This window comes from Rosenbergiella collisarenosi, assembly GCF_018494085.1.
Lineage (GTDB): Bacteria > Pseudomonadota > Gammaproteobacteria > Enterobacterales > Enterobacteriaceae > Rosenbergiella > Rosenbergiella collisarenosi.
The window spans coordinates 1-25,351 of the sequence record NZ_JABBFP010000011.1 but is presented as its reverse complement, the minus strand read 5'-3'; the positions used below and the strand labels follow the sequence as shown (position 1 = coordinate 25,351).

Genomic DNA, 25,351 nt, shown 5'->3' with positions numbered 1-25,351 from the left:
CGCGATAACCTGTGTGTCACCAAAGTGTATATTTAGCTCAGGTTGAATTAATCACCTGCCCACCCATGATACTGTAAAGTTGCATTAAGCTTCCTTTAGCAATTGGTTTGCCGCCTCAAGCAGTGCCTGACAACCAGGCAGAAAATCATAGCCCCGCATAATTAAGCATTCGGTAAAATTGTCGGCCATGACTTCTCTTATCTTATTCGGATCAGTCGAGTGAAGAACATTCTTGCCTTCATGTGAAACAGAGAAAGCCTGGCTTTGCTGGTGCCAGGTCAGTTGAATGGAAGGAAGGGAAAGTAACATCACATCGCCTGTATCATCGGCGTATATCATATCAACAATACTGATCTGCTCTTTCAGCCATGCTCCGGCTACGTTTACTCCAATCTCAGCCACACGGCGCGCCTCATTATCAATGCGTGTACGATAAAAATAAGCTCCGAAGAGTAAGCGCCTACCCACACTTAGGAACCTAGAAATTTTAAAACATCTGAATGATGAATTTGCTTCGTTCTCGCTTTGCATTTGTCGAGCATTCCATTCTGAATACAGAAGCTCATGAAACATTTCTGCCAGTGGATACTCTGACAGACCATGGAACCCTAGTAGCAAATTCCAGAGAGCGTCATTTTTTGGGTCTGCATATTCTTTTATACCAGCGATATTTGTATCTGGTTCGGCCCAGCCGGAGCATATCTTTTTTTCTTTCGTAAGTATCTGCTCTGTCGCCTTAGCAATAGCTTTTAGCGCAGGAAATAAGGCTGCCTGGCCCGACCGCATTACAGAAGTAAACCCATACAGACGCGCACATGCTACCAGTTTTTGCATATCCCATTGGGATTCATAGAAGGTGCTGAACTGACCACTATCAATTCGACTAGTATTGATTTTGTTGTACAGGTAAATCATCTCCATCACGATTTCCAAAGGCATCAAATGCTCAGCCTGAAACGAAGGTGAATCTGGTGCAGGTTTATAATTTTTACCGGTTGGAAGGATTGAAGTACTCATTAAATCCAGCCATCGCCCATCTAGCGTGAGGTTTGAGGGGGAAAGTGTGCCATGTATAAAGCGGTTAAATCGGGCAGTTGCAAACTGAGCCGCACAACGCGCAAGGAAGTTGAACATCATCTGTTCAAACCCCATATGACCACGAGAAAGGCCGGCCAGTTCACGATAAAGCTGGCGTATACGCTGAGTATCATCCATCAGCTCAGGATGCGCGCGCCATGGAACAAAAAACTCTGCCCGCAAGAAATGTGCGGGGCGTAAACATGGCTGCCGTAATAGCAATGCCGCATCAGCGCACTCACGCCAACTGCGCATTGCCGGATCATTGAAGGTAATACGTACTCCAGTGGCTATAATGCCGTAGACCTGGGCACAACCATATGGTAAAATACGTTGGGACAGGTGGGTGTATAATGCTTCTGTCATTGCCTGCTCAAGCAACAAAGCACCATAGGAATGCTGAATATTAGTTTGCTTTCCGATCATTGGTGTTTTACCTATACCTTTAATCTGCACACCACCATAGATACCTACGCGGCCACCTCCACCATTGCCTCCTATCAGTTTCCCGCCGTAGGCTTCAGCCCAGGCTGTTACACTATGCTCCGGCTGAAGATGAACAGGTTTAAATATAGCCGCATCCGGTGCTGCGATCCCCCAGCATTCAGCCATACGCGCCAAATCGTCCTGTTCATGTTCTGACTGCCCCTCAGGCCAGGGGGGAGTAAACTCCGTATTCACCCAGACGCCCTGAGCATCCCTCAGGCGCAATGCGCCAAATGGAACATAGGCTGCTGTGAACTTCAGTCTGTCAAGGTTGTAAAGATCTGACATTTTATTACGTAACATCGGATGCTCCAGCTGGAACAAGTGATACTGAAGTGTGACGACGTAACGGCTGTTCATCGCGCTGCCAGATCATTACCTGGTGATCACGACGTAATTTCAGTAGTTGCGGAATCAGTGAGCCACGCCATTCAGGAAGAATTAAAACATCCAAAATCAGGCTCAGCGTCCCTTCATCCCATTCATGACGATACACGGGCCACACTCCAGTGCTTTTTAGCTGTCGCCATGTATCGCGATTTACGGAAGCCCAGATAAAATAACCAGCCATGACACCACTTGGTGTGTAGATGAAAGTAACCTTCTGGGTTGAGGCACTAAAATAAACCCATTTTTGCTGTAACGGAGAACTTCCTAACCCGGCAGCCATACGCAGAACATGAATTTTTCCCAGCAGGGTGAAAAGTGCGTTTTCATCCATCATGAGCGCATATCACCTGATAGCTCGTCAGCAGGTTCACGGGTGAGACCACGCATCAATATTCTTGTCTGACCATCAGAAGAGTAAGGTTCTCGCTCATGTAACATCAGTCGATTGTCACAAATAAGCAGCTGATTTTGCGTCCAATAATGACGATAGTAATAACGTGGTTGTCGATAAAATGCCTGTAGATCACGGTAATATTGTCGGCATTCTGCCGTAGTTAATCCTTCAACAGCACATTCCCAGCTGGCTGGCTGCCCTTCATCAAATGGGAAATAGATCATCATTCTGAATGCCCTACCCATGCCACTGAACACCGGTATTTCTTTCCACGTCTGTTCGACATCGCCATTAATGATGCGCATATAATGCTTACGACCAAATAAGATCCGGCGCAACGATTCAGGTAGTTCCAGATTTGCCAGACGGTAGTTAACCAGACAGGTTGCTCCCCCGTTATCAGAGGTGCTGACCTCTAGCGCGAACAGAAAGAGGTGATCAACGATGAAGTCTGTAGTACCACCATCCGCATGCAATGGCAGTTGCCCGCGTCCTGCGACAATATCATCTGGTCGCCCCTGCAGCACTGTCACATCGCTGGACTTATAGTCGGGCGCAAGTGGGTCGGTGACAAACCTCACCACGTCACCAAATCCTGAAAAGAACATTGCGAACTCTTCACGAGTGAAGGAAATATCATTAACAATGATAAAACCTTTACGGAGCAGCAGTGATTTTATGTCGGTCACCTGCACGCGCAGAATCTCATTGGCATCGATCACTTCTCCAAATAGCGTGAATTCAGGCATCCTGTTCATTATTCTCTCCAGCAATGACCGCCAGTGATGCCTCACGCTCAGTGGCTTCCAGAGGCTGAACACGCCCACCAAGATATCGTGCTAGAAAACGCTCTGCCTGTGCAAAAAACAATAGGCGGTTGGGTTGTTTGTATAGTTCATGTCCCTCATCCGGGAACAACAGGTACTCAACATCCCTGTTTGCATCCTGCAAAGCATGAAAGATCTGCTCGCTCTCCCCCTGACTTACGCGTGGATCGACGGCACCTTGAACGATCATCAATGGTTTGATCAGCTCGTCAGCGCGATAGAGCGGAGAACGCTCCTTCAGCAACGCCTGGCCTTCAGCCGTATCCGGATCACCTATCGCCCTGACAAATCTCGCCCGCACGGTACTCCACCAGACGGGCAGAGTATTCATCAGTGTCAGCAGACTGGAGGGGCCACAAATATCAATTCCACAAGCGTACTGCTCCGGGAACCTCGTCATTCCTGACAGTACCGCAAACCCCCCGTAGCTTGCTCCGATAATCGCGACCTGCTCAGGTGAAGTCATACCAGAGTCAATAGCCCAGTTGACAGCATCCGTCAGGTCATCATCCATTCTTCGGCCCCACTCACCGTCAGCAGCATTTATAAATGCCTTACCAAACCCGGTAGAACCCCGAAAGTTAACGCTCAGACAGTGGTAACCGCGGTTAGCAAGCCACTGATGGAGAGGATGGAAACCAAAACTGTCTCTGGCCCATGGCCCTCCGTGAACCAGCAATACCAGTGGTGCACATTGCTCATGATTGCTGGTTAAGTAGCTGGTAAGTGAGTAACCATCTCTTGATGGAATCGCGACCGGCTGCATCGCAGCTAACGGAAGGCCGGTTAAGTGTGGATAGAGATCGAACAGTTTTTTGCAGCGCTGATGCGTGCGATCCCAGATGAATAACTGGCCTGGCGTTATATCGTTTGCATGCAATATTAACCACAGATCATCCTTTTCAGTACGGCTAATCAGGCTCCAGTCACCATCAAAATAGTGAGTTAGTGATGCGATATCAGCCGCACCGGAAGCTCCATGTACGTGATATTCCCGGCGGTAGGTTTCAGTTATCCATGCGATTATTTCATTGCCGCTGACATCGGTGATAATACCGGTGATATCAACTCCAGCTTCTGCAACAACCTCACGTACTGCATTCTCAGAGTCTATCAATACCAGCGCTGTGGTATCACGCTCCCGGCTGTCCAGCGCGATTAGTTTTTGAGTGGATGGAACGATTCCTGACAGGTAAAACCATGTAGCGTCTGTGGCGGAGATTATATCGAAAGGCTGCCAGTCACCGGATGCATGCTTTTTAAGCACCGTCAGTGCAGCATCTGCTTCATAGCGCAGGGCATAACGAGCGTCCAGATTATCATCTGCAATATAGCCGATTGCCCCCAGATGATTTTCCTCAACCATTCTTGCCTCTCCACTCAGCAGATTGATGGAGTAAAGATCGAAACAATAAGCAACCCGGAAATTCATCATTACCAGTATTTCTTCTGGGCATAACCGACTCTGACGCACCAACTGAGCGCGCACCTGTATCTCTGAGGTTAACGCCTTAGTACTGCCATTTTTTGTGTCAATTCGGTAAAGCACATAATTTTCATCACCCTTGTTATCAATGGCGCATAACATAATACCGGGCAAAAAAGTCCAGTTGCAGAATCGAATCGCGCCATTGACACCGGGAACGGGCTCAGCGTGGTCCAAATCTTCGAGTGGCGCTGTCCAGATCGCCATACCGTCTTCACCAGGAGATAACCACGCCAGATGCGTTCCCTGTGGATTCAGGCTCACAGCAGAATAAGCCGGGTCACTGAACAGCACATCCCGTGGAATTAGCGGTAAATCGTTCGTGGGGGACATTTCTACACTCCTTGTTAATATGCTGGATCGCCGGGATCAGTGCTTTGATGCAATAATTTTCATGACACGACGGTAATTAATCAGACAGGCAAACAATGCGATAAACATGCAATAAGCCAGTGCAAAGAGGATAATCGACAGATTCAGACTGGCATGAAAAACCATCTCGGAAGGCCCCGCCATTGTTGAGAACGTGAGTCTCATGGCGACCAGTCCATACAATCCCATACCAGCCAGGCCCCCTATCAGACTGCAAAGCAGAATTGGAGCGGTGAAAGCAAAAAACAGCACCTGCCCATAGCCAATCAATCTCAGTGCCCGGAGTTCTGCGGTAACATTCACCAGAAGCGATTCCACCAGCACCGCAACACCACTCAGAACAATGACCCCACCAATAATGGCAAACGTGCTTCCGAAAATAGCCAACAGACTGGCTAAATCCTGTCCGTGCGAGGCATAGTGAGTCTGACTATCGGAAATCGACAGTGGACCCTTTTCAATCTGGCCCAGTTCATCATTAAGCTGATTAAGCGTGATACCTGGCACACTAAAGAAAGCCACAACATTGGCCGTACTCCCGACGCCAAATTCAGTACGCAACATTTCCCGGTCAGCCCAGATTTCTGACTCGCGAACAGAACCACCTGAGGTGAATGTGCCGATTATTTGCCACTGTGTGCCATGAATTTTAAGGGAGTACCCAGGTCGCAGCTGTGGATAACGATGGATCAGCTCAGCCCCAATAAGCAACTCCCGCTTCCCAGGACTGAAGTCTTTACCCTGACGGATTACAGCGTAAGGTAATCCGCTACGAGGATCTTTCATCGAAAAGGCCGACGGAGTCACTCCGCGCACGATAAAGTCAGACTGGGTTTTATCAAAGGTCTGCCGCGACAGTAACACCAGTTCAGGTGAAAACTGCGCCCTGCCCTGTTGTTGCGCCACCCCGCTCATATTTGATGGATAGCGCTGCTGCCCGGAGTTCAGTAGACTGGTCAATTCCGTATTGCCTTTACCGTTCATCAAAAAATAAAGACCCGGCTGCTGATTAGCGTCAATGACGTTCTGCAGACCACCTCTTACAGCAAATGTCAAAACAGATACGCCCGCAACAACCACAAAAGTAAGGATGATAGCTGCAAGATAAAGAGGTTTACGCAGGTAATGACTTAATGAGACTCTCAGCAGCAAAAAACACTGACGTATAACGGTTGAAGACGGCAACCCTTGAGATGAGTTTATAGTGCGTGAATTCATTTCACCCTTCCTTTACTGATCATCACTTGCCATATAGCAGCCGGAGAAACCAGTACAAGCAAAAAGGCGGCGACCATCAATGTCACGCTTACATCAGTTACGCTGAGCTGCAACCCAGTCAGTGCCAGCGGCCCCCAAATGGCAGAAGTGACGACCAGTCCCGCCCCGGCAAGGCTCCCTACTACCACACCAGGCATTACAAATGCAAATTGTTGAAGAACCGCCGTGACGGCTATCCATTTTTTCTGATATCCACACAAATAGAGCAGCCCATACTCCTCAGCATTTTTTTGTGAAATAACAAATAAATTTGTTACTAGCAGAATCACCAGCAGAATGAAGACACTGAAATTGATAAATGAGATCGCCCGTCCGATATCAAACGATCGTTTAATGAGTTGCTGCATATGAATGTTTTTTGTCGCAGTCTGTGTAATACCCTGGTAAAGATTTCCCTCGAATAATCCATCAATCTTTTTTGCCAGTGAGGCAGGTGAGATACTCTCGCGAGGCATCACCATGAAATAGCTGACCAATCCTTTCGCACCTGCAAGCCGGTCCTGAAAATAGTCATAGTGCAAATACAATCCCGGAAAGGAGTTTCTGTCATTGTTACTAACCATCCCACTGATGATCAGGTCAAGAAGGCCACTTCCGCCGATAGGCCAGATGGAAGATTGCAACGGCAAACGTCCCCCAACATGGAGCCCATAGCGTCTGGCAAAGCGTTCATCCACCAGTACTCCATTCTTCTGCTGAACCCATTGAGAAAACGCCTGAGGCTCCACAGTAAGTTCCGGGTTCATAGTAAAAAAAGAGCGTTCTTCGACCGCAAGAGCTGGAACCAGCCATCCCGGATGACGAAAATAGGCTCCTGTCCAGGTGGCAAAACTCACCTCACTCACATCATGCATCGCATTCAGTTTGGACGCATAGTTGGCAGGTAAAGGCATTTGCGCATTGATGCCGTTTAGTACCAGTAGTTGTCTATCCGCCTGATCGGAGCTGTCGGGTGTCAGAGCATGGGACAGACTGAGCGAAATTTGCAAGGTGGCAAACCCCGCCGCAATGAATAGAGAGATCAGCAGAAAGCGAAGCCGGTAGTAACTGACGCTTTTAAGGATATAAATCCATCTCACGGTCATACTCGAGCCTTCACTTCAGCAGCATTTTCCTCAAGAAGCCTGCCATTTTCGAGCCGGTAGTGTCGATCAGCATACAGCGCTACATCATGATCATGTGTTACCACCACCACGGTTTTGCCATACTCGACGCAAAGCTGACGTAGCAGTGTCATGATGGTTTTACCCATTTCACGATTAAGATCGCCTGTTGGTTCATCACACAGAACAATGTCAGGGTTGCTGACAACAGCCCGCGCAATAGCGATGCGCTGTTGTTCCCCACCAGAAAGTTCACTGGGCAGATGCTGCTGGCGGTGTTTCATCGCCACCATATCCAGCGCGGCATTGACGCGTATCTGGCGATCCGCTTTAGACATCTTCCACAGACCCAATGGCAACTCGATATTCTGCCAGGCATTTAGCACTGGGATGAGGCAGTAGAACTGGAAAATAAAGCCAATATGCCGGCCGCGCACCTGGGTTCGCTGTGCTTCGGACAGCAGAGCAAAGTCATGTCCTGCCAGTAATACTTGGCCACCGTCGGCAGTAGTAACGCCCGAAATGACATCTAGCAGCGTCGATTTACCGGCACCCGAAGGCCCCATGATACTGATCATTTCGCCTTTATTGACCTGCAGGTCCAGATTATCTAAAACCTGAATGTGCTCCCGATTGCGGCGATAGGCTTTACTTACCTGCTGTAAACAGATGGCGGCTTGTGCCACCGCATCCTCCGTGACTACGACAGCCGTTTCTCCCTGCATCATACTGATTTCCCCTCTTTTCCTAGCAACTCTGTGCGCTGAAAGTCGACATGTACAGACATATTGTGTTTGAGTTCCCGCGGACCTTTCTTTAACTCAATCTGAATCAGAACTGCCGCACGGCTTTCATCCACTACTGGAGAAATAAAGCTGACAGTGCCGGGCACTGTTACGTTGTTCAGCCCATCAGGAGATACCGTTACGGCTTGTCCGGTCATCACTCTGGAGAGAAATGATTCCGGCACCCAAACGTCGGCATGAAAAGGAGAAGTTGAAACGATGGTGGCGATACCGGTACGCGCATAGCTGTCTGCAGAGGACACCGGGGAAACAATCTCACCTAGCGCGGCATCCAGTGACACCACCATGCCATCAAATGGCGCGCGGATAATAGCTTTGCTCAGGTTGATCTGATTACGTGCGAGTACATTTTTCGCATCCTGAACCTGAAGGTCCATACTGTGCACCTCAGAAGCCGTATTGATCCAGTCAATTCTGGCGTTATCCACTTCCTGTACTGAAGTCATATGCGTTAACGAAAGCTTCATCTGTCGCTCATAGCGTGCTTTCATCAGTGGAAGCAAATTCTGCTGGCGTAAAAGATCGTTTTGCGCTGAATACAACTTTGTCGTCGCTTCATCCACCGCGTTCTGCTGATAAGCTGTGTCTAGCTCAGCGACAGGCTCTCCCTGTTTGATGAACTGGCCGCGTTTCACATAAATTTTGGCTACAGTGCCAGTGATTTCAGCTGACACTGTCGAAATTTGCTGAGCTTTGATCAGGCCAGCCGCGGAAAGATTTTGCTCTGCAATCGGCTGAACTTTATCCACCACTGGTTCTACGGCCACAACGTTGCTCTCGTTCCTGGGTGAGGGAACATTTATCTGTTGCGGGTGCCTCTGCCCCCAGTGTATCCCCGCTGCACAGACCAAAATCAATAGCACACCAGTGGCGGCCCAACGCAGATAGCGCCTGACGGCCTTGCCATGCTTTTGCTCAGCTATTCCTGCGGCTGCTGTTGGCCGGCCCAGAGTCCCGGTAATTATTTTCAGGGCCGCATCTCCCTGTACATCCTGTTCATCGCGGTTCCCCTCATCACGACTCTTCAAGTGCTACTCTCCTTACCACTCTTCAACGTCACGTTCATCTCAAGCATGAATTCACTGACATAAGGCTTTCCATCCCTAAAGCACCATGCGGCAGAGGGTGAAGGTAATGCTTCGCGCAACACCAGCCACTCCGCATCCCTCGCTAAATCAAATAGATAATCAGCAGACATCGAGTTACCTGCCCTACACCACATCGGTTTGCGCATACTGGTAGCGGCTAATGCCTCCCAGCTGAAGAAATCACTATGCTGACCATGCACAAAAACTTCGTCAGGGATATTCCATGCGGCAAAAATATCAAGCAGGGACGCCACCCGCTCTTCTGGCGTGGTAGAGGGATAGTGCTGTTTAAACCAGGAGGAACGCACCCACCAGGTTTCCCTGATAAGCACACAATTCTCAATCTCCAACCTCGGCTGATGGCGAACGTGCTTTTCAGCACTTTGCGGATTGTCGGTGGCTATAATCATGTCAGTACCAGGTCGCCCCACCTGAACAGGCTCGGACAGTGCAATCAGCAGGTACTTCGGCCCCCATGCTGGCATGGGAGTACTTCCTCCCAGGTACTGCAACTGCAAAGGCGTCCCTAAGGCATCAGTCAGTTCCAGTAACCCGGTTTCACTATTGTGGTAAAGGCGCAAATCGCTTAAACGCAAGTCATCAGCATGTTGGGATTCCTCGTCAACACACAGCACGGCATCGCTAAGCCGGGCATGCGCCTGAAGATTGCTCGATTCACCGCTCACAGAAAGCGTGGCCAGCCGTCTTTTTCTGCCAGCAACGCTAAGCCAGTCGCTAATTTGCTGTGTGAGTGGTGAGGCTGCGTCAGGAGAAGTTTGACGTGCGGATTGCCACCCTAGCCGGTTGTAAGCCAGATTGATTATCACCCGCGGAGTGCCCTGCATGACCTGCTCGCTATTTTCCGCATCGATCTGAAAATAAACCGTCAGTGGTAACGCTGTTTTATCTACCGGGATATCGTGCGACATCGTATGCAATGCTGACCAGGTCATAGGGTGATAGCCTATGCTGAACTGAATAAAGGCCTGCCAGGAAGTAGTAATAAATTCGGCAACATTGACGCATTCCCCCCCTTCACCAAAAATCTCAATGAACCGTCGATGCAGCCACAGATAATCCATAGAAAAATGCGCGCATGATGCCAGTACCCGCGCAATACGTTCAGCCGTTTTTTCAACAAATCCGGCAGGTAACGTCATAACAGATTCCGTAGTTTTGACGTCTTCAAAAACCAGCGAACGCACGTCGGGTTTCGGACGATTATCGAGCAGGGAATGCAAATGGTGCCATTGCTGCTGGATTGCATGTAGCACCGCAGGACGTTGATCGGCGGTAATAGCACTGAAATGGATTGCCCGCTCTTCAATAGAGCTCAGCTCCTGGATCACCTCCAGCCAGGGCAATACATCAGGAAGAAAGGGAATTAGCTTTTCCAGCTCTCTGGAGAGACGGTTAGCAGGTGATGGCTCATGCGCATTCCACTGGATTGCGGGGCGAACTATATCCTGCCTGAGTAACTGTCGGATTAGACGTTTTGCATCTGTGTTGCTGTACCCTAGCCCTTCCATCTTCGCAAGCAATTCACTTGGCGTGAACCTCGCTGGCATGTCACCCAGTAAAGTTAAAACTGGGACAAGCTGTGTCCGGTTGATGCTATGCTCTTCTGCCCACAGCATTCCCTGGCGAGACTGATACTGCCGCACTGGAACATGGACACTTTTCAGTTCCTGACCGTTATCATCATGGCGTAAACAAAGACGCACAGACGGATTTCGTATTAAGGGTAAATTTCGTTCGAATAATGAGACGGGTTGATAAAGTGCCTCGCGGAGGCTTACCGCGATACTACGATTTAGCTGAGTGTGCTGATGAAGCTCCATCTGAGCCGTGCGGTTTTCACCAATTTTCTGCGATCTGTTAACCACAACCGCGGCTGTGCAGCCAAAATGACTAAAAGGACTTGTCTTCATCGTGGCACGGATAAAAAAGCTGAACAGACTTCTTTCTAGCGCACGCCTTTTTTTACGCGGAATATTGTGAGATGCGCTACCGATGAGGCCAGTCATCAGGGAGGGTGCTGCCAGTGCCAAAGCTTGCCGAAACTCAGGAATGGCTGCTACGCGCCAGAGAAGATCCCGCGAGGAATCAATATCCTGCTGAACGGCAAGACAAAAGTGATGAAAACGGCTTTCAATCCGCTCCAACTCACCCTGATACTGCTCAAGGAGCCTTAAAGTCTCAGGAGCATCTTGCGTGAGGCGGGCGGATGACGCTGTTGATAATTTTATTTTGCGATCATTGTAGATAGCACGCCGCAGATTGAGCAGATTCTGACGAACATTATTATCATTGATCACCGATATCGCCTGATAGAGGCTATCTGTGCAGGCCTGCGCCAGCCGAATTTTTTCCTGTTTCGATTGACGCAACGCTTCATATGTTCGCTTACTTTCTTCACGATTTAACGCCGCAGCATTATCAACCGACAAACCAGCCAGACGCAGAAAACCGAAGCTGGCTATCTCAATAACGATTCGCTCACTATCATAGAAAACAGCGTTGTTATTCATCATGGCAGCATTCCTGTCATGCGAGCCAGTAAAACCATCACCAGCATTACATACAGCACTACCCACAACGCAAAGACCAGTCTGCCAATAGACACACGACACAGTGTTCCTCGGGCCGGGGTCAAATGAGATGCTGATGAAAACAGGGCATAATACATGCTGCTTCCATCAGATGCCCTGAAGGGTGTCAGATTGAAAAACAACCCCATTACCATGCCCAACGAAGCGTACTCACCGACCAGAAAGAGTGGGTGGAGTGGATCATAAATCAGCATCCATGCTGCGCATCCACCTGCAAATATCAAATCTGACAGTGGACCCGCCAGTGCGACCTGAAAATGGAGGCTGCGTCGGGATGAAAGCTGGACTGAACTGGTATTGACATAAATGGAGGGAACAAAAAAGCCACGAAACATGAATCCGGCACCTGCAACCGGGAAACCATAAAAACGGCACACAGTAGCATGTGCAAGCTCATGTGAAGCTATCCATGTCATCCATAAGCAAATCACCATAAGGACAGTACCTGGCGTCACTGCAACGAGGTGATCAAGAGGCGCATAGTGCCCTATAGCTTGCCAGAGGAAGAAAAGAGCTGCGGCAACCAGCAGGTCAAGAAGCAGATGGCGATACAACGATGGTAGCTTCTTCACCCAACGAGCCAGCCTTACGGCCAACAGGTCAGGATTAGGTAATGCCCATCGCTCTAATGACCTACGCTGAGATCGTGCAGGATCTGAAAGGTTCAGGCTGTCAAGTGATGCACGATCAGCCTGGATGAAACCCGCTTCATGAAATTTACGTAGCATGCTCCGTAACGCCACAGATAGTTCATTTTCAGAATGATGAGGATAATGCTGGATAAGCTGATGCAGTAGTTCGGTGTACTTTACCGGCCGTGAAAGCTCCGCAGCTATCAGACGTCCTGGCCCGGACAATTTGAGTGCACGCTCGAACTGGCCACCAGCGATCACGGTGGTTAGCAGGTCAATCTCGCTGCCTACCACGTCCTTACGCATAGACCAGTAGCTGGAGTTAATTTGCTGATTTCTGGCTTCAGAGAACTGCATCTGTGCTCCCTGTGGTTTGCGGTAGCAAAGCTGGCTGTCCCAGCACCAGGGAAAACATCACACTTTGATGAAATCCGTCTATTCCCTGATTCCGTAGTCCATGCTCTAAAAAGCCACCACAGGGGGCGCCCACCAGACCTGCATCTGTCGCCCCCATCCAAGCTAATGCAATAGCGGCACCTGCCTGACGTTGAGCGTCACAGTACCCCTGCTTGCCCCGGGAAGACAGTAAGGCTCCCATTCGTGTCACTACCAGTAAAATCAGCCCTGCACGGGCAAAACTGGCCTGATTAACACAGGCATTGAGTTGTTCCGGCGTTAAATAGCCTAAACACGTCCAGCTTGCGCGTTCGCTGGCGTCGCAGGCATAAACTCCGGCACCACCAGCCCCATCCGTTTTCGGCAAAATAACCCAGGGTTGCCACAGTGGCTGACCGGCCTCCTTAAAAGCGTGTCTCGTTTGCTCGATTAACATCAGTGCGACCAACCTCTCCACGATGGGGGCTGGCACCTCTCTCGCAGCGAAGTCATATCGGGCGCGTCGTTTTAATAATGTTTCACCGATTGAAGTGTCTGATTGATGTAAAGTTGCCAACAGCTTTTCCTGCCAGCCGCGTAGTGTGTCACGAGCTGCTTCTGACTGGCTGATTCCACAATATCCCTGATAACTCAGCAACAGTTCGCTGCTACTCACTTTTCTTACCAGGAGCGGGTTTACTGCATCGGCGTTGGTGGGGGTCTCTGACACGAACAGATGGAACACTGACGTGACCAAATGTTCATGTCCTCCTTCTGACTGGAACAACAATTCCGTAAGCTGAGTATAATCAGTGATATATGGTTCACTCAGATGACAACCCAGTGCTGCGGCACAGACATTTAGGTAACTACTGGCTACACCAGTGTCCAGATAGGCAAGATTCAGTCCAAAGTCATCATATTTGTCCCGCAACCGCGCAAGATAGCTGGTGAGCAACAATGTCACTGCTGGCCTGTCAGGTTCCTGCTCGCCTAGGGGGCCATACAGTAATCGCATCAGTGTGCTTTGCTGGGTATGAGTTATATGCTGTAACTGGTGTGACTCGCCATTGTAGTAATAGATACCCGGCGCAATACCCTCTGCATCATTGACTACTAGATAGAACGAGACCGATTGCAGACTGCCCGCTGATGGCGCAATGCGACGCGAGACACCGCTTTCTGACGTCTGGCGACCAGCGCTATATCTCAGCAAAGTGCTCAAAATGGTTGGAGTAATCGTCTGTTGCGCTCCAGACACCATGATTAGCGGCAAAGGAGGTACATCAGCGGTTGCTGACCATGTCAGCTTTGATGTCGAATCCGTTGCGGGTAATAAGGCTAGCCCCGACTCAGCATAAAGCTTGATATTTTTCAGTGAAAAGTGGGTCTGGAACAATGTTGGCGCAAGATATTCATGCGGCGGCGGCCGGGTACTGACGTGATGCAGCCAGCTGATATATCCCCCTTCAGTACTGGCCTGAATATCACCATTCTCCCAGGGGGTGCCCCAGAGACGTGCAATACGGACCCGCTGAATATAACGGCCCTGACCGCTCAGATCATGCAATCGCAACGTATTAATATAGAGTTCACGGGTCAGCCCCGACAACACCTGAGTGAATTCATGTACAGCCAGAACGGCCCACCAGGCAGCAATCAGCGGGTCGGATTGATCATTCGGAACAGAAAGTTGTTTTGCTGCACAGCGATGGGTTGCGCTGAATCCAGGAATCACATAGGGGCCCTGTTGCATCTCTTCCTGACCAATTCTGGCGCAAAAATAAGGATGCCCCATTGCAAGCCAGGCATCCATGATGGCTTCCAGTGCAGTGGCATGTACCTCTGTATAGCCAATAAATATTGCATGTGTGGCATTGGCTGGAAATGCTGACAGATCTTCAATGGCGATGACATGTGCATCGGCGAATGGAATGCCCTCAATGGTCCGTAACATCGAGTCGTAAAGCTCTGCTGGTGCTACAACAAGTGGTACAATCCGTTTTACCGCATCAACCACAGCAGCCCGGTTAGCATGCTTACGCGTGTTCCCAATAAAACGTCCATACCAAGCGGTAATGTTTTCATCTTCACAGCATTCGGCCAAACGCTGATCATCACCCTCCTCCAATAGACCATAACGGAATAGCAGCGAGATAAACCCCTTAGCCCCACCCTCTATCTGATTGTCAAACAGCAGACTTAGCTCATCAAGCGTTTTACTACCGTCCAGCAGGGATAGGAGTTTGCGCAGTATTGTTACTCCTTGAGCACAATGAAGTGTGCGGGGTATCTGTGAACCATATAATGTCAGGCTGGTGAGTGAAACGGGGACCCATACCAACTCGGGGATTAAAACAGGTCTTACGGGTAAACCTATCTGTAAATCCTCATTCTGCTCAAACTGGCTGGCGGACATGCCGGAGCTGACGAGGTTTTCAGGCAACACATCGCTGGGATTTATATTATTCATTGCAGCAACGCCTCCAGCCCGCTTCGCAAATGCTGTGTCCAGCGCTCCTCAGAGGATGTGAATGACAGATTGCGGCAATCGCAACCATGTAATGCCAAAATGCGGCTTTCGATGGCGTGACCATCTGTAAGACTAAAAACTGTCATTATCCCAGCATCAACAGGCTGACAGCGTTGATGCTGGGATATTTTAAGCAACGCCATTTCAATTAGTCCCGGCATGTAACCACGTAATTCACAGGCAGCTGACTTCTCAACAAATGCGTGAAAATCACGGTCCTGCTTTGGTGTTCGGGGTTTTTCAACCATGCTGGCGCTGCGTTTCAAAGCACATTGATAACAAACCGATTTTCCCGGCAGCACCAGCGGACCAAAAGTAAGCGCATCATCGGAAAGTATGACCGCGGTATGAGGTATCGCAGCCACATGTAACTGATGTGTGAGTATGGGCAACGATGCAGGATGCCTGCCGGTCAGAATGATCACCACAAAGGTTGTTGGCTCAGACTCCCAGGCACGCTTTTTGGCGTCCTCTAAGGGAATCAGAGAACTATGCGCACAACGTTGTTGCAACGCATGAGCAACTGCAGCATCGAACTCTCGCTCGTAGACGATAATCATCACGTTTCTCAGGCAAAAGGTTGGGGATAGGGGTTAATCGTCCGGAGGTTTCCAGTGCGGGCTTCAAGTTCGCGTTTCACATTGTGCAAGCGGGTGTGCCCGAGATAGCGGGCTGTGTGGCAAGCCGACATAGGCATCAACCCGGGAATAACGGCACGAACCACATGTAGCCCAGCATCCCGTAATTCGTCAGTAGTCATATCCACCATGACAATATCCATACCCAGTTTGGTGAAGTGGTTGGTGAGGTAGCGCAGTTGTAATGCGGGGTCGGAAGGCATTCCTCGGGCAAGAGCAGTCAGTGTCTGTGTCTCTCCGACACCACGTTTCTCCGGAGATAACAGGAAATCAAAGGCTGAGCGGTGTTCCCTCCGGCCCATAAAGATTGCACCGTGTTCCAGTTCGATAAAGTCCTGAATGTCGTCAGGGATCGGCAAATTATGTTCAAGGATGGTTCGCCCAACCGCACTTTCCCGAATGAGCTTCCCGTAGGAAACCCATGGATCAAAATGTGTGGAACAGTTCACAAACTGCGCTGCTCGCTCACTTCCGGCTCGCAACTGCACGCTGTACAAAGTAGGTACTCCGGTATCCAGCGTTGCATTGAACACCCGATTTTCCAGACAACTGTTGCGCAATCTTCTGACTTTTTCCGCATGTTCCTGCGGGATTGCATCGTCAGTCACAACGGCAGGATGTTCCATTTGCAGCAACCAGGTCAGTGCGATCGCATCTCGCTCAATAACTTCGCAAATAGCAGAAACAGCCGCCTGAGCGAGATCAACATGAGCAGCGACACCTGTCGAAATCGGTAACCAAAAATGTTCTGATGGCCATGGACGCGCAAAAAGATGGGTCATCATCAGAGGAACCCAGCATGTTTCGCGTCTTGTCAAAGAATATCCCGCCACCCAACGCAGAGGTGCCTGCTCGTCTATGGGGCGAATAAAGCAGCGAGGATTGGCATATTCTTCATCAGAACAGCGCGGAATATCTTCTGCTCGAATTCCCTGGATCGCCATGTCATTAAAAGTTGCAATTCTGACATCACGTTTATCGTAGACACAGGTAGCGTAGCGCTCGGCAGCCTCTGCCACTGACCGGAGCAACGCCATATCCAGAGATTCATCTGCGCCGCATCCGGTCAATTCAGCGTGGCCTTTGGTGTTACCGGCGAGGTCGGCAATATGCGAATAGGCAAGCGACAGAAAACCCGTCCCCGCAATGACGGAATGGAAACGCGGAATATGCAATTCACGACTTCGCAAGGTAGTCGCACTTTTGACTACTCCACCAAGCGGAGAAACCAGTGACAGAAATGGGTAACGCTGCAATCGCTCCGGTGACAGCATCAGATTATGCAAATTCATAGTGATACCCGGATTCCTCTGCGGTATTAAGCAGAGTCGCAAGATACGCCTCTTCCAGCGCGTTAAAGCCCAGTCGGTTGTTCATCAGGTGAATGAAATGGAAGCCCAGTTTTTCCACAATATCCTTTGCCAGCTGAGCAGACTTTTTGGCATATGCATCGCGTGCCAGTTTCAACGCTACGTGCCACTCCTGCAGGATTTTCTGCTGTTTTTCGGAGTATTCAGACATTGGTGAAACAAGGACATCACCTGCATCAAGCAGATTATAAGCCTGCTCAGCAAACGCCATTTTTAGTGAACCTATAGCAGGATTTCCTGACAACCAGAAGGTGGCGTATCGACTAAGAAATGTCTGCCAGTTACCCGGATGAATAAAGACCCCAAGTCCGATAATAAACAAAGGCAGTACTAAATCTTTACGATTGAGCTCTCCCTGACGTTCCAGGCTGATAATATGCCTTGCAAGGATACTTGAACGATGGAAAACATCTTCTGCGATTACAACGCCGTCTTTGCCACCAAAATTCTCAAACTCCGGCTCATATTCAGCTTTTTCACAGAAAGCGGAATAACGCTGGGCACTGACGGGCAGTTCTGCCTCACCGGAAATGGAAATCAGTGGGGTATAACTATTGTAGGGTGCGACATCCAACTCCGTCATACCATCATGCAATGAAGAAAAGATATCGGTTTCACGGGAAAGTTGCTCCGCAGGTAACTTAATGCGGAGCCGAAGATGAATGCCTTTTTCATCGAAGTAACGTAAGTAAAACCATTGATATTCTGAAAGTAGCGTTTGCAGGCTTTCCAATATATCGACGACGACATAATCTAGTGCATCATAACGCTGACCAACATAAAGCTTATAATACAACCAATCCCCTGATCCCGACATCAGCTATTCTCCCTAAGTAGTTATGCTTTTCCTGGCTCGAAACTAAAAAACCTAATACCTATAAAACATGAGACCAGTAGATAAATCAGCATGCCAGTCATAGACTGAAATATCGTGAACATCGAAGCATAGCCGGTAGTAGCATAATGTAATGCTTCACTTATAAATCCTACCGGTGTCGTATAAACAAGCAGCTGCCAAGATGAACCGTTAATATCACTGAACATCTGACCGAAGAAGATACAGTAGAAGTTTAATACAATTAAAAATGCAGAGGCCATCGACATGCGATTAAAAAAACCAGCGATAGCGTAGCCATAATTCACCAGAGTCAGCGCCGCACAGCTAATCACCATAATAAAAGTTACGGGGTATTTTACTGGTACATTAAAAACAAATACAGCAATTGCTGTAAGCACTAGCAACTGAAGCATAGAGACAAAAAAACGCACTGCAACCTGCGCTCCCAGTAGCCCCATACGTGGAACGGGGATGATTTTAAATAGTCTGTAAAGTCCCTTCTCTTTGGCAGTTACCACTGGGGCCGCTGTTCCAAATAATGCAACCTGCAACAATGAAAGACTTAAAATAGCAGCAAAAGAGTAATCCAGACCAGCGATACGGTTATCAGATACCACGCGTGTCGGAATATCCGTGCTACTCGCATGTGTCATCACTTCACCCTGCAGTGTCTTTTTGATGAGTGTAGCGACATTTAGGTACTGACTTGTTGAAGCCACCTGTGGAGTACTATTTTCCAATACACTGACGACTGCCTGATACTTGCCACTGGCTATTAAGGTATCAGCCGACTCTATACTATTAATCACCTGGATTTTGAAAAGCGTAAAATCCTTCAGCTTTTCTTCTATTTTTGCCGTATCGTTTGCTGAGCCAATAATTGCAACATTAGCGCTGAAAGCTTGTTCTGTTTGCGTTCCATTTTTTGACACACCATAAGCAACAATAAAAAAAACTGGCATTATGAATGAAAACAAAAAAGGCAAAATGTCGCGTGTATACTCTTTCAGATTCGCCCGAAACATGGAAAAGAATACTGACCAATTATAATTCACCACTATTCCCTCAATACTTTTCCCGTGAGTTTAATGAAAACATCTTCCAGGCTACTTTGAGAAACCTGTAAATTTTTCATTTCAAATTGGTGATCTTTCTCCAGCATTTGAAGTTGCTGAATTGTGGTGCTGAGTGTATTAACTACCAGACTAATATTCGCCTCCTGATTTCCTTTTTGGATGGAACGGAAATGGAGTGCGGGAAAAGAAGACTTCATAACATCGAGGTATTTCTCATTAATATTGAATCTGATTAGATGCTCAGGACAATGGCGTTGTATTAACGCCTGGGGCGTATCGCTATCGAGAATACGTCCCTCATCCATAATCACAACTCGCGAACACAACGCTTCAACTTCATCCATCTGATGGGTACTGATTATCACCGCCCGCTGTGCCTTTTCCGTTTCATTGAGCAGTAAGGACCAAATATAGCGACGGCTCTGGGGATCTAGGTCTCCTGTTGGCTCATCAAGGAACAACAATTCAGGACGGCCAACCAAAGCGACAGCAAGTGCCAGCCGACGTTGCTGCCCACCTGAAAGTCTGCCAAAACGGACACCAGCCTGCTTTTCTAGTCCGACTCGGGCGATAACTTCATCTACTGCCATCGCTCTGAGATACAACGACTGATAAAGCGTTGCTATCTCACTTACGGTCAAAAGCGGCGGTAGTGAAAAGAACTGGGGTGCGATACCGATACGCTGACGAGATTGGAACGTGAGACCGCGATAAACATCCTCGCCGAACAAAGCTACTGAACCGGCGTCAAAAGGGATCAGTCCCTGTATACATTCAAGAGATGTGGTCTTTCCTGCGCCGTTGGGACCAACAAGACCAACAATTTCCCCTTTGCACGCAGTGAGTGAGAAATCATCCAGCGCCAGTACATCTTTAAAAGATTTCCTGACATTTCCAGCCTTAACAATACATTCACTCACTTACTAACTCCCTTTAGATTTCTTTTTTTCTGATCAGGAATTTGCCCCTGTGCTCGCGACACTACCCATTGATCCCGCTGTTGCAGCAGAAGAGGTACAGCCGCCCATACAGCCTCCTGAGGTACTCAGGCTCAATGCGGAAGAGGCACAGTCACTTAGATAATGTAAAGTTTCCGTTATCTCTTCAATACCTAAATCCAGAGTTTGATGACCAGAAAAATCCTTCTGAAGGATCAGATCCAGAGGGTGTGACGCAGTTCCAGCTGAAGCAATCGAAAACATAACTATCTCCTTTAGTGTGCAGATCGCAGAAATTCTGACATTTCAAAAGCGGATGAGAATAATTACACATTCTTTACGTAAAAACAACGCAACATTATCACTGAAATATCGAGAATTTTTTACATTAAGAAAAAACTTTCAATAGGAATAAACAAGATGAATAAAAAATAAATCTAACAAAAACTCTTAAACAGATATTAATATCTGCATGATATGTTTTTTTTTGGTGAAAAAGGTGGGTATTAATAATTCTATACAACAATGACTTACCGCATTTTGATTTGAGCTGCTCCCCGTTGATTAACACATCGCGATGTTAGTAATGTCTTCATAAGCCACATGAGGACATCCCCATGAAGAAGCGTTTTTCCGACGAACAGATCATCAGTATTCTCCGCGAGGCTGAAGCCGGCGTTTCTGCCCGGGAACTCTGCCGTAAGCTCGCCATTTTCGACGTCACGTTTTAAACCTGGCGTAAGAAGTATGGCGGCATGGAGGTGCCTGAGGTTAAGCGCCTAAAGTCACTTGAGGAAGAGAACGCCAGACTCAAGAAGCTGCTCGCCGAGGCCATGCTGGATAAGGAGGCGCTTCAGGTGGCTCTTGGGCTAAAGTACTGACGACAGACCAGAAGCGCGAAGTCGTGGTGTTGATGTGTGATGCGACCGGTCTATCACAACGTCGTGCCTGCAGACTCACAGGTTTGTCCCTGTCGACCTGCCGCTATGATGCTCAGCGTCCGGTGGCGCCCAACATGATCTTGTCGATGGATTTCGTCATGGATGCGCTGGCTACTGGTCGCAGAATCAATTGCCTTACCTACGTCGATGACTTCACAAAGGAATGCCTGACGGTCACTGTTGCCTTCGGGATTTCAGGGGTGCAGGTCACGCGTATTCTGGACAGCATTGCGCTGTTTCGCGGCTATCCGGCTACGATAAGAACCGATCAGGGCCCGGAGTTTACCTGCCGCGCACTCGATCAGTGGGCCTTTGAGCATGGAGTGGAGCTGCGACTTATTCAGCCCGGCAAGCCGACACAGAACGGATTTATTGAGAGTTTTAACGGACGCTTTCGCGATGAATGCCTGAATGAACACTGGTTCAGAGACGTCAGTCATGCCAGGAAAACCATCAGCGAATGGCGTCAGGATTATAACGAATGTCGTCCGCACTCCACGCTGAATTATCAGACGCCGTCTGAATTTGCAGCGGGCTGGAGAAAGGGTAATTCTGAGAGTGAAGAATCCGACATTACTAACTGAGTTTTGTATTTAATCCTGGGGGCAGGTCAAACAGCATCGTTACCCGCTCACCTGCCAAAATCGTTTCCAGTTTCTTTTCCTGAGACCTCGGCCGTCATTTTCTGAAGCATCTGCAGCAGTAGGTCTTTGCTGAGCTGATCTGATTTCAGCGCTGGCATAACGTTGATAAGCGACAGCGTAACAGTGACCATTGTCACCGATCGCTTTACACGTTCTGCGTTCTCGTAGTCTTTGTACGTGCGAAGGCTCACCCCGAGCTCTTCGGCAGCCCTGTTGCCCATATGTATCGCTTTATTATCTATAAAAAAGTGCAGAAATTGCACTTTTTTTAGAAGTTATTAATTATTCGCGTTTCTCTATTCTCCCATATGCGTGACGCCAGAGCACTTCAAAGGCCGGCGCCCGTTCCTAAAAATGCCGTGCAAGTTTCCTCTGTGCCATCGGGCCTGCACCGTGCCTTCACCTTAGCCGGGCCGCTGCGCCGGCAAGGGGGCTGTCGTCACCCGTTTTCTGCCGTATGCGGGACATTCAGTCCGCTCCGGCAGCGCGTGCGGCTTCCTCCCTCGCCCGTTGCCTGCTCCGCTTTGCGCCCGGCTTCCGTGGCAGCACGGTGCAGATGGTGCCGTGCAACCCTTAACGGAGGAGTCAACATGCCAAACAGGTGTACCAACTGGCTGCGGGTTTCAGGCCCGGAATATCACGTACAAAATGCGCGTGCGCTGATTGAAGGCGGGGAGGGCGTTCCGCTTTACGCACGGGCGGCTGCAGAAAGGATCCAGCTCTTTCTGGCGGGCTGTGCCGGGCTGCTGTACACGGTGGAATCGACGGACTATGCCCCGTATCCCGCTCTGGTGAATGAGACGGGAAGCGATACTCTGCAGAACCACGTTTTTAAGCAGTGGGTGGCGCAGAGCTGACGCCGGAAATCTACAACACGCTGCACGAACTGTGGCTGGCCAGCGGCCTGCAGCGCATGACGTGGTCATCGCTTTCTGCTGAGCAGCAGACGGTGATCGCCGGGCTGTGGCAGATAAAGCAGGGTGAATGGCACTGGATGCGGGGTAATAACGGCCTCAAAGAGTCGTGGGACTGCCAGTGCCGCGAAGACGCGCTGCCGCTGCAGGAACTTCCATTCGACATGCTGCAGCTGATCCCGCCGCGTCTTGATGCGGAGATAAACGGATATAACGGACGCCTGCTCCACGGTGTGCCGGACGGGTTTACCGACGTAGTGGATCGCTGCGGCATAAAGTGGCCACACGCGCACAATCTTGACGTGTCGCACTCCGCACTCATGTAAGCGTCTCATTTAGACCGTCTGTGCTGTTGGCTCCGATTCCTGCTGCATAGTAACCATATTATTTTAATGGTCATTGTCGGCACTGACTGGCATAAGATTTTTACCAGACTCATCATACGTTATTAATAATCATCGTTTTCCAGATCGTATCTAACCCTAGCGGCGTCAAGTTCAGGGAAATTTATCTTTGTCCAGCGATCATGAGCTGTAAGTGTGCTGACTAGTGAGTCAGCTACTGCTGTCAGACTGTATTCTACGCAGGCAGGTTTTTCTTCGTGGTCAAATCTGGACACCAGACCATGTAGTTCGAGTTGCCGCAAAGTCTGGGTAAAAACCTTTTGTGAAATACCCTCGATTTTTCTCATCAGTTCGCCATTGCGCATAGGGCCTTCAGCAAGAGCAGGAAGAATAAGCATTACCCATTTTCCTGATATAAACTCCAGGGCATCACGTGCTGAGCATTTAGCAGAGTATATGTTTCCTGGGTATGGCATGAGTAGTTACCTCAAAGTGCGTAATTGATTGCATAACTAAAAGAAAACACTATGGCAGTTAAAAGTCACCAGAGAGGTCCAATATGAATGTACTGATTATCACTGCTCATCCTGAAGGGGATTCGTTTAACTCATATCTGGCTGCCAGAGCCGCACGAGCATTTGAAAATCAAGGTTCAGTGGTTAACTCAGTGAATTTATACAGTGAAAACTTCGAACCTGTTGAGGGTAAGATCTTTTACCCGGACAGACAGGATTCAGTGAGATTTGATGCCCTGCGGAAACAGCTCCACCACTGGGAAAAGCTAATTCTGCCCGATGATGTTACGAGGCACATTCAGTTATTGATCAACTCTGACCTGTTGCTTCTGCATTTTCCTTTCTGGTGATTTGGCATGCCCGCCATCCTGAAAGGATGGATGGATCGGGTGTTTGTTTATGGTGGAATCTATAACAGCAGACACCGACATGAGTATGGCGTGATGAAAGGCAAGCTCAACCTGCTCCTGGCCTCTTTATGTAACTTAACCTCACAAACTGAGAGTCTAGTATTTAAGTCAGACCGGAGGATCTCAGAGGGCATCAAGTGAATAACTTTTACAATTCGTTATGCTCAACTTGGGCTGCTATACCCTGCTTGATGAGATGAAGGCTGAACCATAGAGGTAACGGTCATACCATAATGGTTCAGCTCTCTTTAATCCATTATGACTGAATCGAACCCTTATCGAGATGGATTAAACAACCTCCAACTTCTGAGAATCCACTGATTTGCCCTTTCATCGTTAGGCGTTGACCTGTTTTAATTTTCATTACTTTATTCTCTTCTGTCGGTTTCAGAGAAAATGCAGCATCAACATTTTTAGTTACTTTTAAGAAAACGGTTTGGTTAGTGAGGCCAAATTGACTATCAGAAATAATCTTTGTTTGACCTGTCATTGTTACCCACTGGCCAACCCACTTTTTATTGGCTGCAATTTCGTTATCTCGATAGTCCTTACATATTTCTGTTCCACTAACAGTCGTTGCGCTTGGCTCTAAGGCAGAATTTAGCTGATCTAAGGTACTATTTACCGATCCCATTACGCCATTCATTTGCTGGCAGCCCGATAGCAGAGCAAGGAGTGATACGGCTAATACTTTTTTGTACATTTCTATTCCTTAATAATTTAGGTAACGGTTCCAATAGTACCCTAATAATATCGCTCCCAAAATCATAAGCTTAACTAACTAATCTATTTTTTCGACCGTTACTGGCCCATACACCATGAATACCCACGTAGAGCCTGACACGCCTCTGTACCCCCCTTGGCCACCGTTCAGATGGCAAGCTAAAGCGGTAAACTCCCATGCCTCATCAATAGATACTGAGAGTTCTCGTGTCGTGAGCTTTTCCAGGCCATATTGTTCACCAAACTCACGTACACGCTGAGCAGACTCTCCAATCGACTCGCTTACTGATGGATGGTCCCACCCCCACAGCCAAGTATCTTGTTGGGTATCGTAGGTACCAATGACTTGAACAGGTGCAGTAACGATGATCCCTTTTTCGTCATTAGTGAAGGTTATCGTCCCTGTATTGAGGTCAACACTCCATACAGCTGTATCGATACCCCACATATCAATCGCAGATTGTGTATGCAATTGCATTTCGTTATTGGCTCTCGCAATAGTGAGATCAGGTTCGACAACACTTTCTGCGCCCTCAGAAGG

24 protein-coding genes and 2 pseudogenes are annotated in these 25,351 nt (G+C 48.7%); 4 read left to right on the top strand and 22 right to left on the bottom strand.

Features of this window, described 5'->3' with window-relative positions:
- Positions 1-84: 84 nt before the first annotated feature.
- From HGT70_RS14300 to HGT70_RS14220, 17 genes are read right to left on the bottom strand one after another with little or no spacing between them, the layout of a single operon-like run.
- Complete coding sequence (locus HGT70_RS14300) at positions 85-1,866, bottom strand: hypothetical protein (RefSeq protein ID WP_214196295.1); 1,782 nt, start codon at positions 1,864-1,866, stop codon at positions 85-87.
- Positions 1,856-2,287, bottom strand: a complete 432-nt coding sequence (locus HGT70_RS14295; protein ID WP_214196294.1) for a hypothetical protein — start codon at positions 2,285-2,287, stop codon at positions 1,856-1,858. The genes HGT70_RS14300 and HGT70_RS14295 overlap by 11 nt, the downstream gene beginning before the upstream one ends.
- Positions 2,284-3,105 carry a TauD/TfdA dioxygenase family protein gene (locus tag HGT70_RS14290; RefSeq protein WP_214196293.1) on the bottom strand — a complete coding sequence of 274 codons (822 nt, stop codon included), beginning with the start codon at positions 3,103-3,105 and terminating at the stop codon, positions 2,284-2,286. Before HGT70_RS14290 ends, HGT70_RS14295 begins: the two co-directional genes overlap by 4 nt.
- Positions 3,089-4,993, bottom strand: a complete 1,905-nt coding sequence (locus tag HGT70_RS14285; protein WP_214196292.1) for an alpha/beta hydrolase family protein — start codon at positions 4,991-4,993, stop codon at positions 3,089-3,091. The genes HGT70_RS14290 and HGT70_RS14285 overlap by 17 nt, the downstream gene beginning before the upstream one ends.
- A gap of 36 nt (positions 4,994-5,029) precedes the next feature.
- Positions 5,030-6,250: an ABC transporter permease family protein gene (locus tag HGT70_RS14280; protein ID WP_214196291.1), complete on the bottom strand. Its 1,221-nt coding sequence runs from the start codon at positions 6,248-6,250 to the stop codon at positions 5,030-5,032.
- Complete coding sequence (locus HGT70_RS14275) at positions 6,247-7,395, bottom strand: ABC transporter permease family protein (protein ID WP_214196290.1); 1,149 nt, start codon at positions 7,393-7,395, stop codon at positions 6,247-6,249. The genes HGT70_RS14280 and HGT70_RS14275 overlap by 4 nt, the downstream gene beginning before the upstream one ends.
- Positions 7,392-8,141: an ABC transporter ATP-binding protein gene (locus tag HGT70_RS14270; RefSeq protein ID WP_214196289.1), complete on the bottom strand. Its 750-nt coding sequence runs from the start codon at positions 8,139-8,141 to the stop codon at positions 7,392-7,394. The genes HGT70_RS14275 and HGT70_RS14270 overlap by 4 nt, the downstream gene beginning before the upstream one ends.
- On the bottom strand, positions 8,138-9,247 hold the full coding sequence (locus HGT70_RS14265) for an efflux RND transporter periplasmic adaptor subunit (protein WP_214196288.1): 1,110 nt from the start codon (positions 9,245-9,247) through the stop codon (positions 8,138-8,140). The genes HGT70_RS14270 and HGT70_RS14265 overlap by 4 nt, the downstream gene beginning before the upstream one ends.
- Positions 9,244-11,841, bottom strand: a complete 2,598-nt coding sequence (locus HGT70_RS14260) for a lantibiotic dehydratase (RefSeq protein WP_214196287.1) — start codon at positions 11,839-11,841, stop codon at positions 9,244-9,246. Before HGT70_RS14260 ends, HGT70_RS14265 begins: the two co-directional genes overlap by 4 nt.
- Entirely contained in the window at positions 11,838-12,908 is a 1,071-nt protein-coding gene (locus tag HGT70_RS14255; RefSeq protein ID WP_214196286.1) for a zinc metalloprotease, read from the bottom strand. The genes HGT70_RS14260 and HGT70_RS14255 overlap by 4 nt, the downstream gene beginning before the upstream one ends.
- A complete protein-coding gene (locus tag HGT70_RS14250; RefSeq protein WP_214196285.1) occupies positions 12,895-15,399 on the bottom strand; it encodes a SagB family peptide dehydrogenase in 2,505 nt (834 codons plus the stop codon). The genes HGT70_RS14255 and HGT70_RS14250 overlap by 14 nt, the downstream gene beginning before the upstream one ends.
- Complete coding sequence (locus HGT70_RS14245) at positions 15,396-16,019, bottom strand: hypothetical protein (RefSeq protein ID WP_214196284.1); 624 nt, start codon at positions 16,017-16,019, stop codon at positions 15,396-15,398. The genes HGT70_RS14250 and HGT70_RS14245 overlap by 4 nt, the downstream gene beginning before the upstream one ends.
- A gap of 8 nt (positions 16,020-16,027) precedes the next feature.
- Entirely contained in the window at positions 16,028-17,389 is a 1,362-nt protein-coding gene (locus tag HGT70_RS14240; protein WP_214196283.1) for a YcaO-like family protein, read from the bottom strand.
- Complete coding sequence (locus HGT70_RS14235; protein WP_214196282.1) at positions 17,376-18,284, bottom strand: thiopeptide-type bacteriocin biosynthesis protein; 909 nt, start codon at positions 18,282-18,284, stop codon at positions 17,376-17,378. Before HGT70_RS14235 ends, HGT70_RS14240 begins: the two co-directional genes overlap by 14 nt.
- Before the next feature lie 20 nt (positions 18,285-18,304).
- A complete protein-coding gene (locus HGT70_RS14230; RefSeq protein ID WP_214196281.1) occupies positions 18,305-19,360 on the bottom strand; it encodes an ABC transporter permease in 1,056 nt (351 codons plus the stop codon).
- A 2-nt stretch (positions 19,361-19,362) separates the two neighbouring features.
- Positions 19,363-20,301 (bottom strand): ABC transporter ATP-binding protein, encoded by a 939-nt coding sequence (locus tag HGT70_RS14225; protein ID WP_214196280.1) that lies wholly within the window; start codon positions 20,299-20,301, stop codon positions 19,363-19,365.
- A 33-nt stretch (positions 20,302-20,334) separates the two neighbouring features.
- Positions 20,335-20,583 (bottom strand): hypothetical protein, encoded by a 249-nt coding sequence (locus HGT70_RS14220; RefSeq protein ID WP_214196279.1) that lies wholly within the window; start codon positions 20,581-20,583, stop codon positions 20,335-20,337.
- A gap of 353 nt (positions 20,584-20,936) precedes the next feature.
- Here HGT70_RS14220 and HGT70_RS14215 point away from each other — a divergent pair.
- Positions 20,937-21,844: pseudogene (locus HGT70_RS14215) on the top strand (IS3 family transposase).
- Positions 21,845-21,891: 47 nt separating this feature from the next.
- Here the strand turns inward: HGT70_RS14215 and HGT70_RS14210 are convergent.
- Entirely contained in the window at positions 21,892-22,095 is a 204-nt protein-coding gene (locus tag HGT70_RS14210) for a hypothetical protein (RefSeq protein WP_244968953.1), read from the bottom strand.
- A 248-nt stretch (positions 22,096-22,343) separates the two neighbouring features.
- Positions 22,344-22,496 (bottom strand): hypothetical protein, encoded by a 153-nt coding sequence (locus tag HGT70_RS14205; protein WP_214196277.1) that lies wholly within the window; start codon positions 22,494-22,496, stop codon positions 22,344-22,346.
- Here HGT70_RS14205 and HGT70_RS16745 point away from each other — a divergent pair.
- Positions 22,495-22,761, top strand: a complete 267-nt coding sequence (locus tag HGT70_RS16745) for a DUF1281 domain-containing protein (RefSeq protein ID WP_214196276.1) — start codon at positions 22,495-22,497, stop codon at positions 22,759-22,761. The two genes, HGT70_RS14205 and HGT70_RS16745, sit on opposite strands and share 2 nt — an antisense overlap.
- On the top strand, positions 22,743-23,144 hold the full coding sequence (locus HGT70_RS16740) for a DUF1281 domain-containing protein (protein ID WP_214196275.1): 402 nt from the start codon (positions 22,743-22,745) through the stop codon (positions 23,142-23,144). Before HGT70_RS16745 ends, HGT70_RS16740 begins: the two co-directional genes overlap by 19 nt.
- A 122-nt stretch (positions 23,145-23,266) precedes the next feature.
- On the opposite strand, the gene HGT70_RS14190 is transcribed toward HGT70_RS16740, so the two are convergent.
- Positions 23,267-23,638 (bottom strand): winged helix-turn-helix transcriptional regulator, encoded by a 372-nt coding sequence (locus tag HGT70_RS14190; protein ID WP_214196274.1) that lies wholly within the window; start codon positions 23,636-23,638, stop codon positions 23,267-23,269.
- Positions 23,639-23,721: 83 nt separating this feature from the next.
- On the opposite strand from HGT70_RS14190, the pseudogene HGT70_RS14185 reads away from it, so the two are divergent.
- Positions 23,722-24,228, top strand: a pseudogene (locus HGT70_RS14185) (NAD(P)H-dependent oxidoreductase).
- Positions 24,229-24,343: 115 nt separating this feature from the next.
- Here the strand turns inward: HGT70_RS14185 and HGT70_RS14180 are convergent.
- Together HGT70_RS14180 and HGT70_RS14175 are read right to left on the bottom strand one after the other, a co-directional pair.
- Positions 24,344-24,790, bottom strand: coding sequence for an OB-fold putative lipoprotein (locus HGT70_RS14180; RefSeq protein ID WP_214196273.1), 447 nt, complete (start codon positions 24,788-24,790; stop codon positions 24,344-24,346).
- 78 nt (positions 24,791-24,868) lie between these two features.
- Positions 24,869-25,351, bottom strand: a 483-nt coding sequence (locus tag HGT70_RS14175; RefSeq protein ID WP_214196272.1) for a DUF6882 domain-containing protein, incomplete at its 5' end; no start/stop codon positions are given.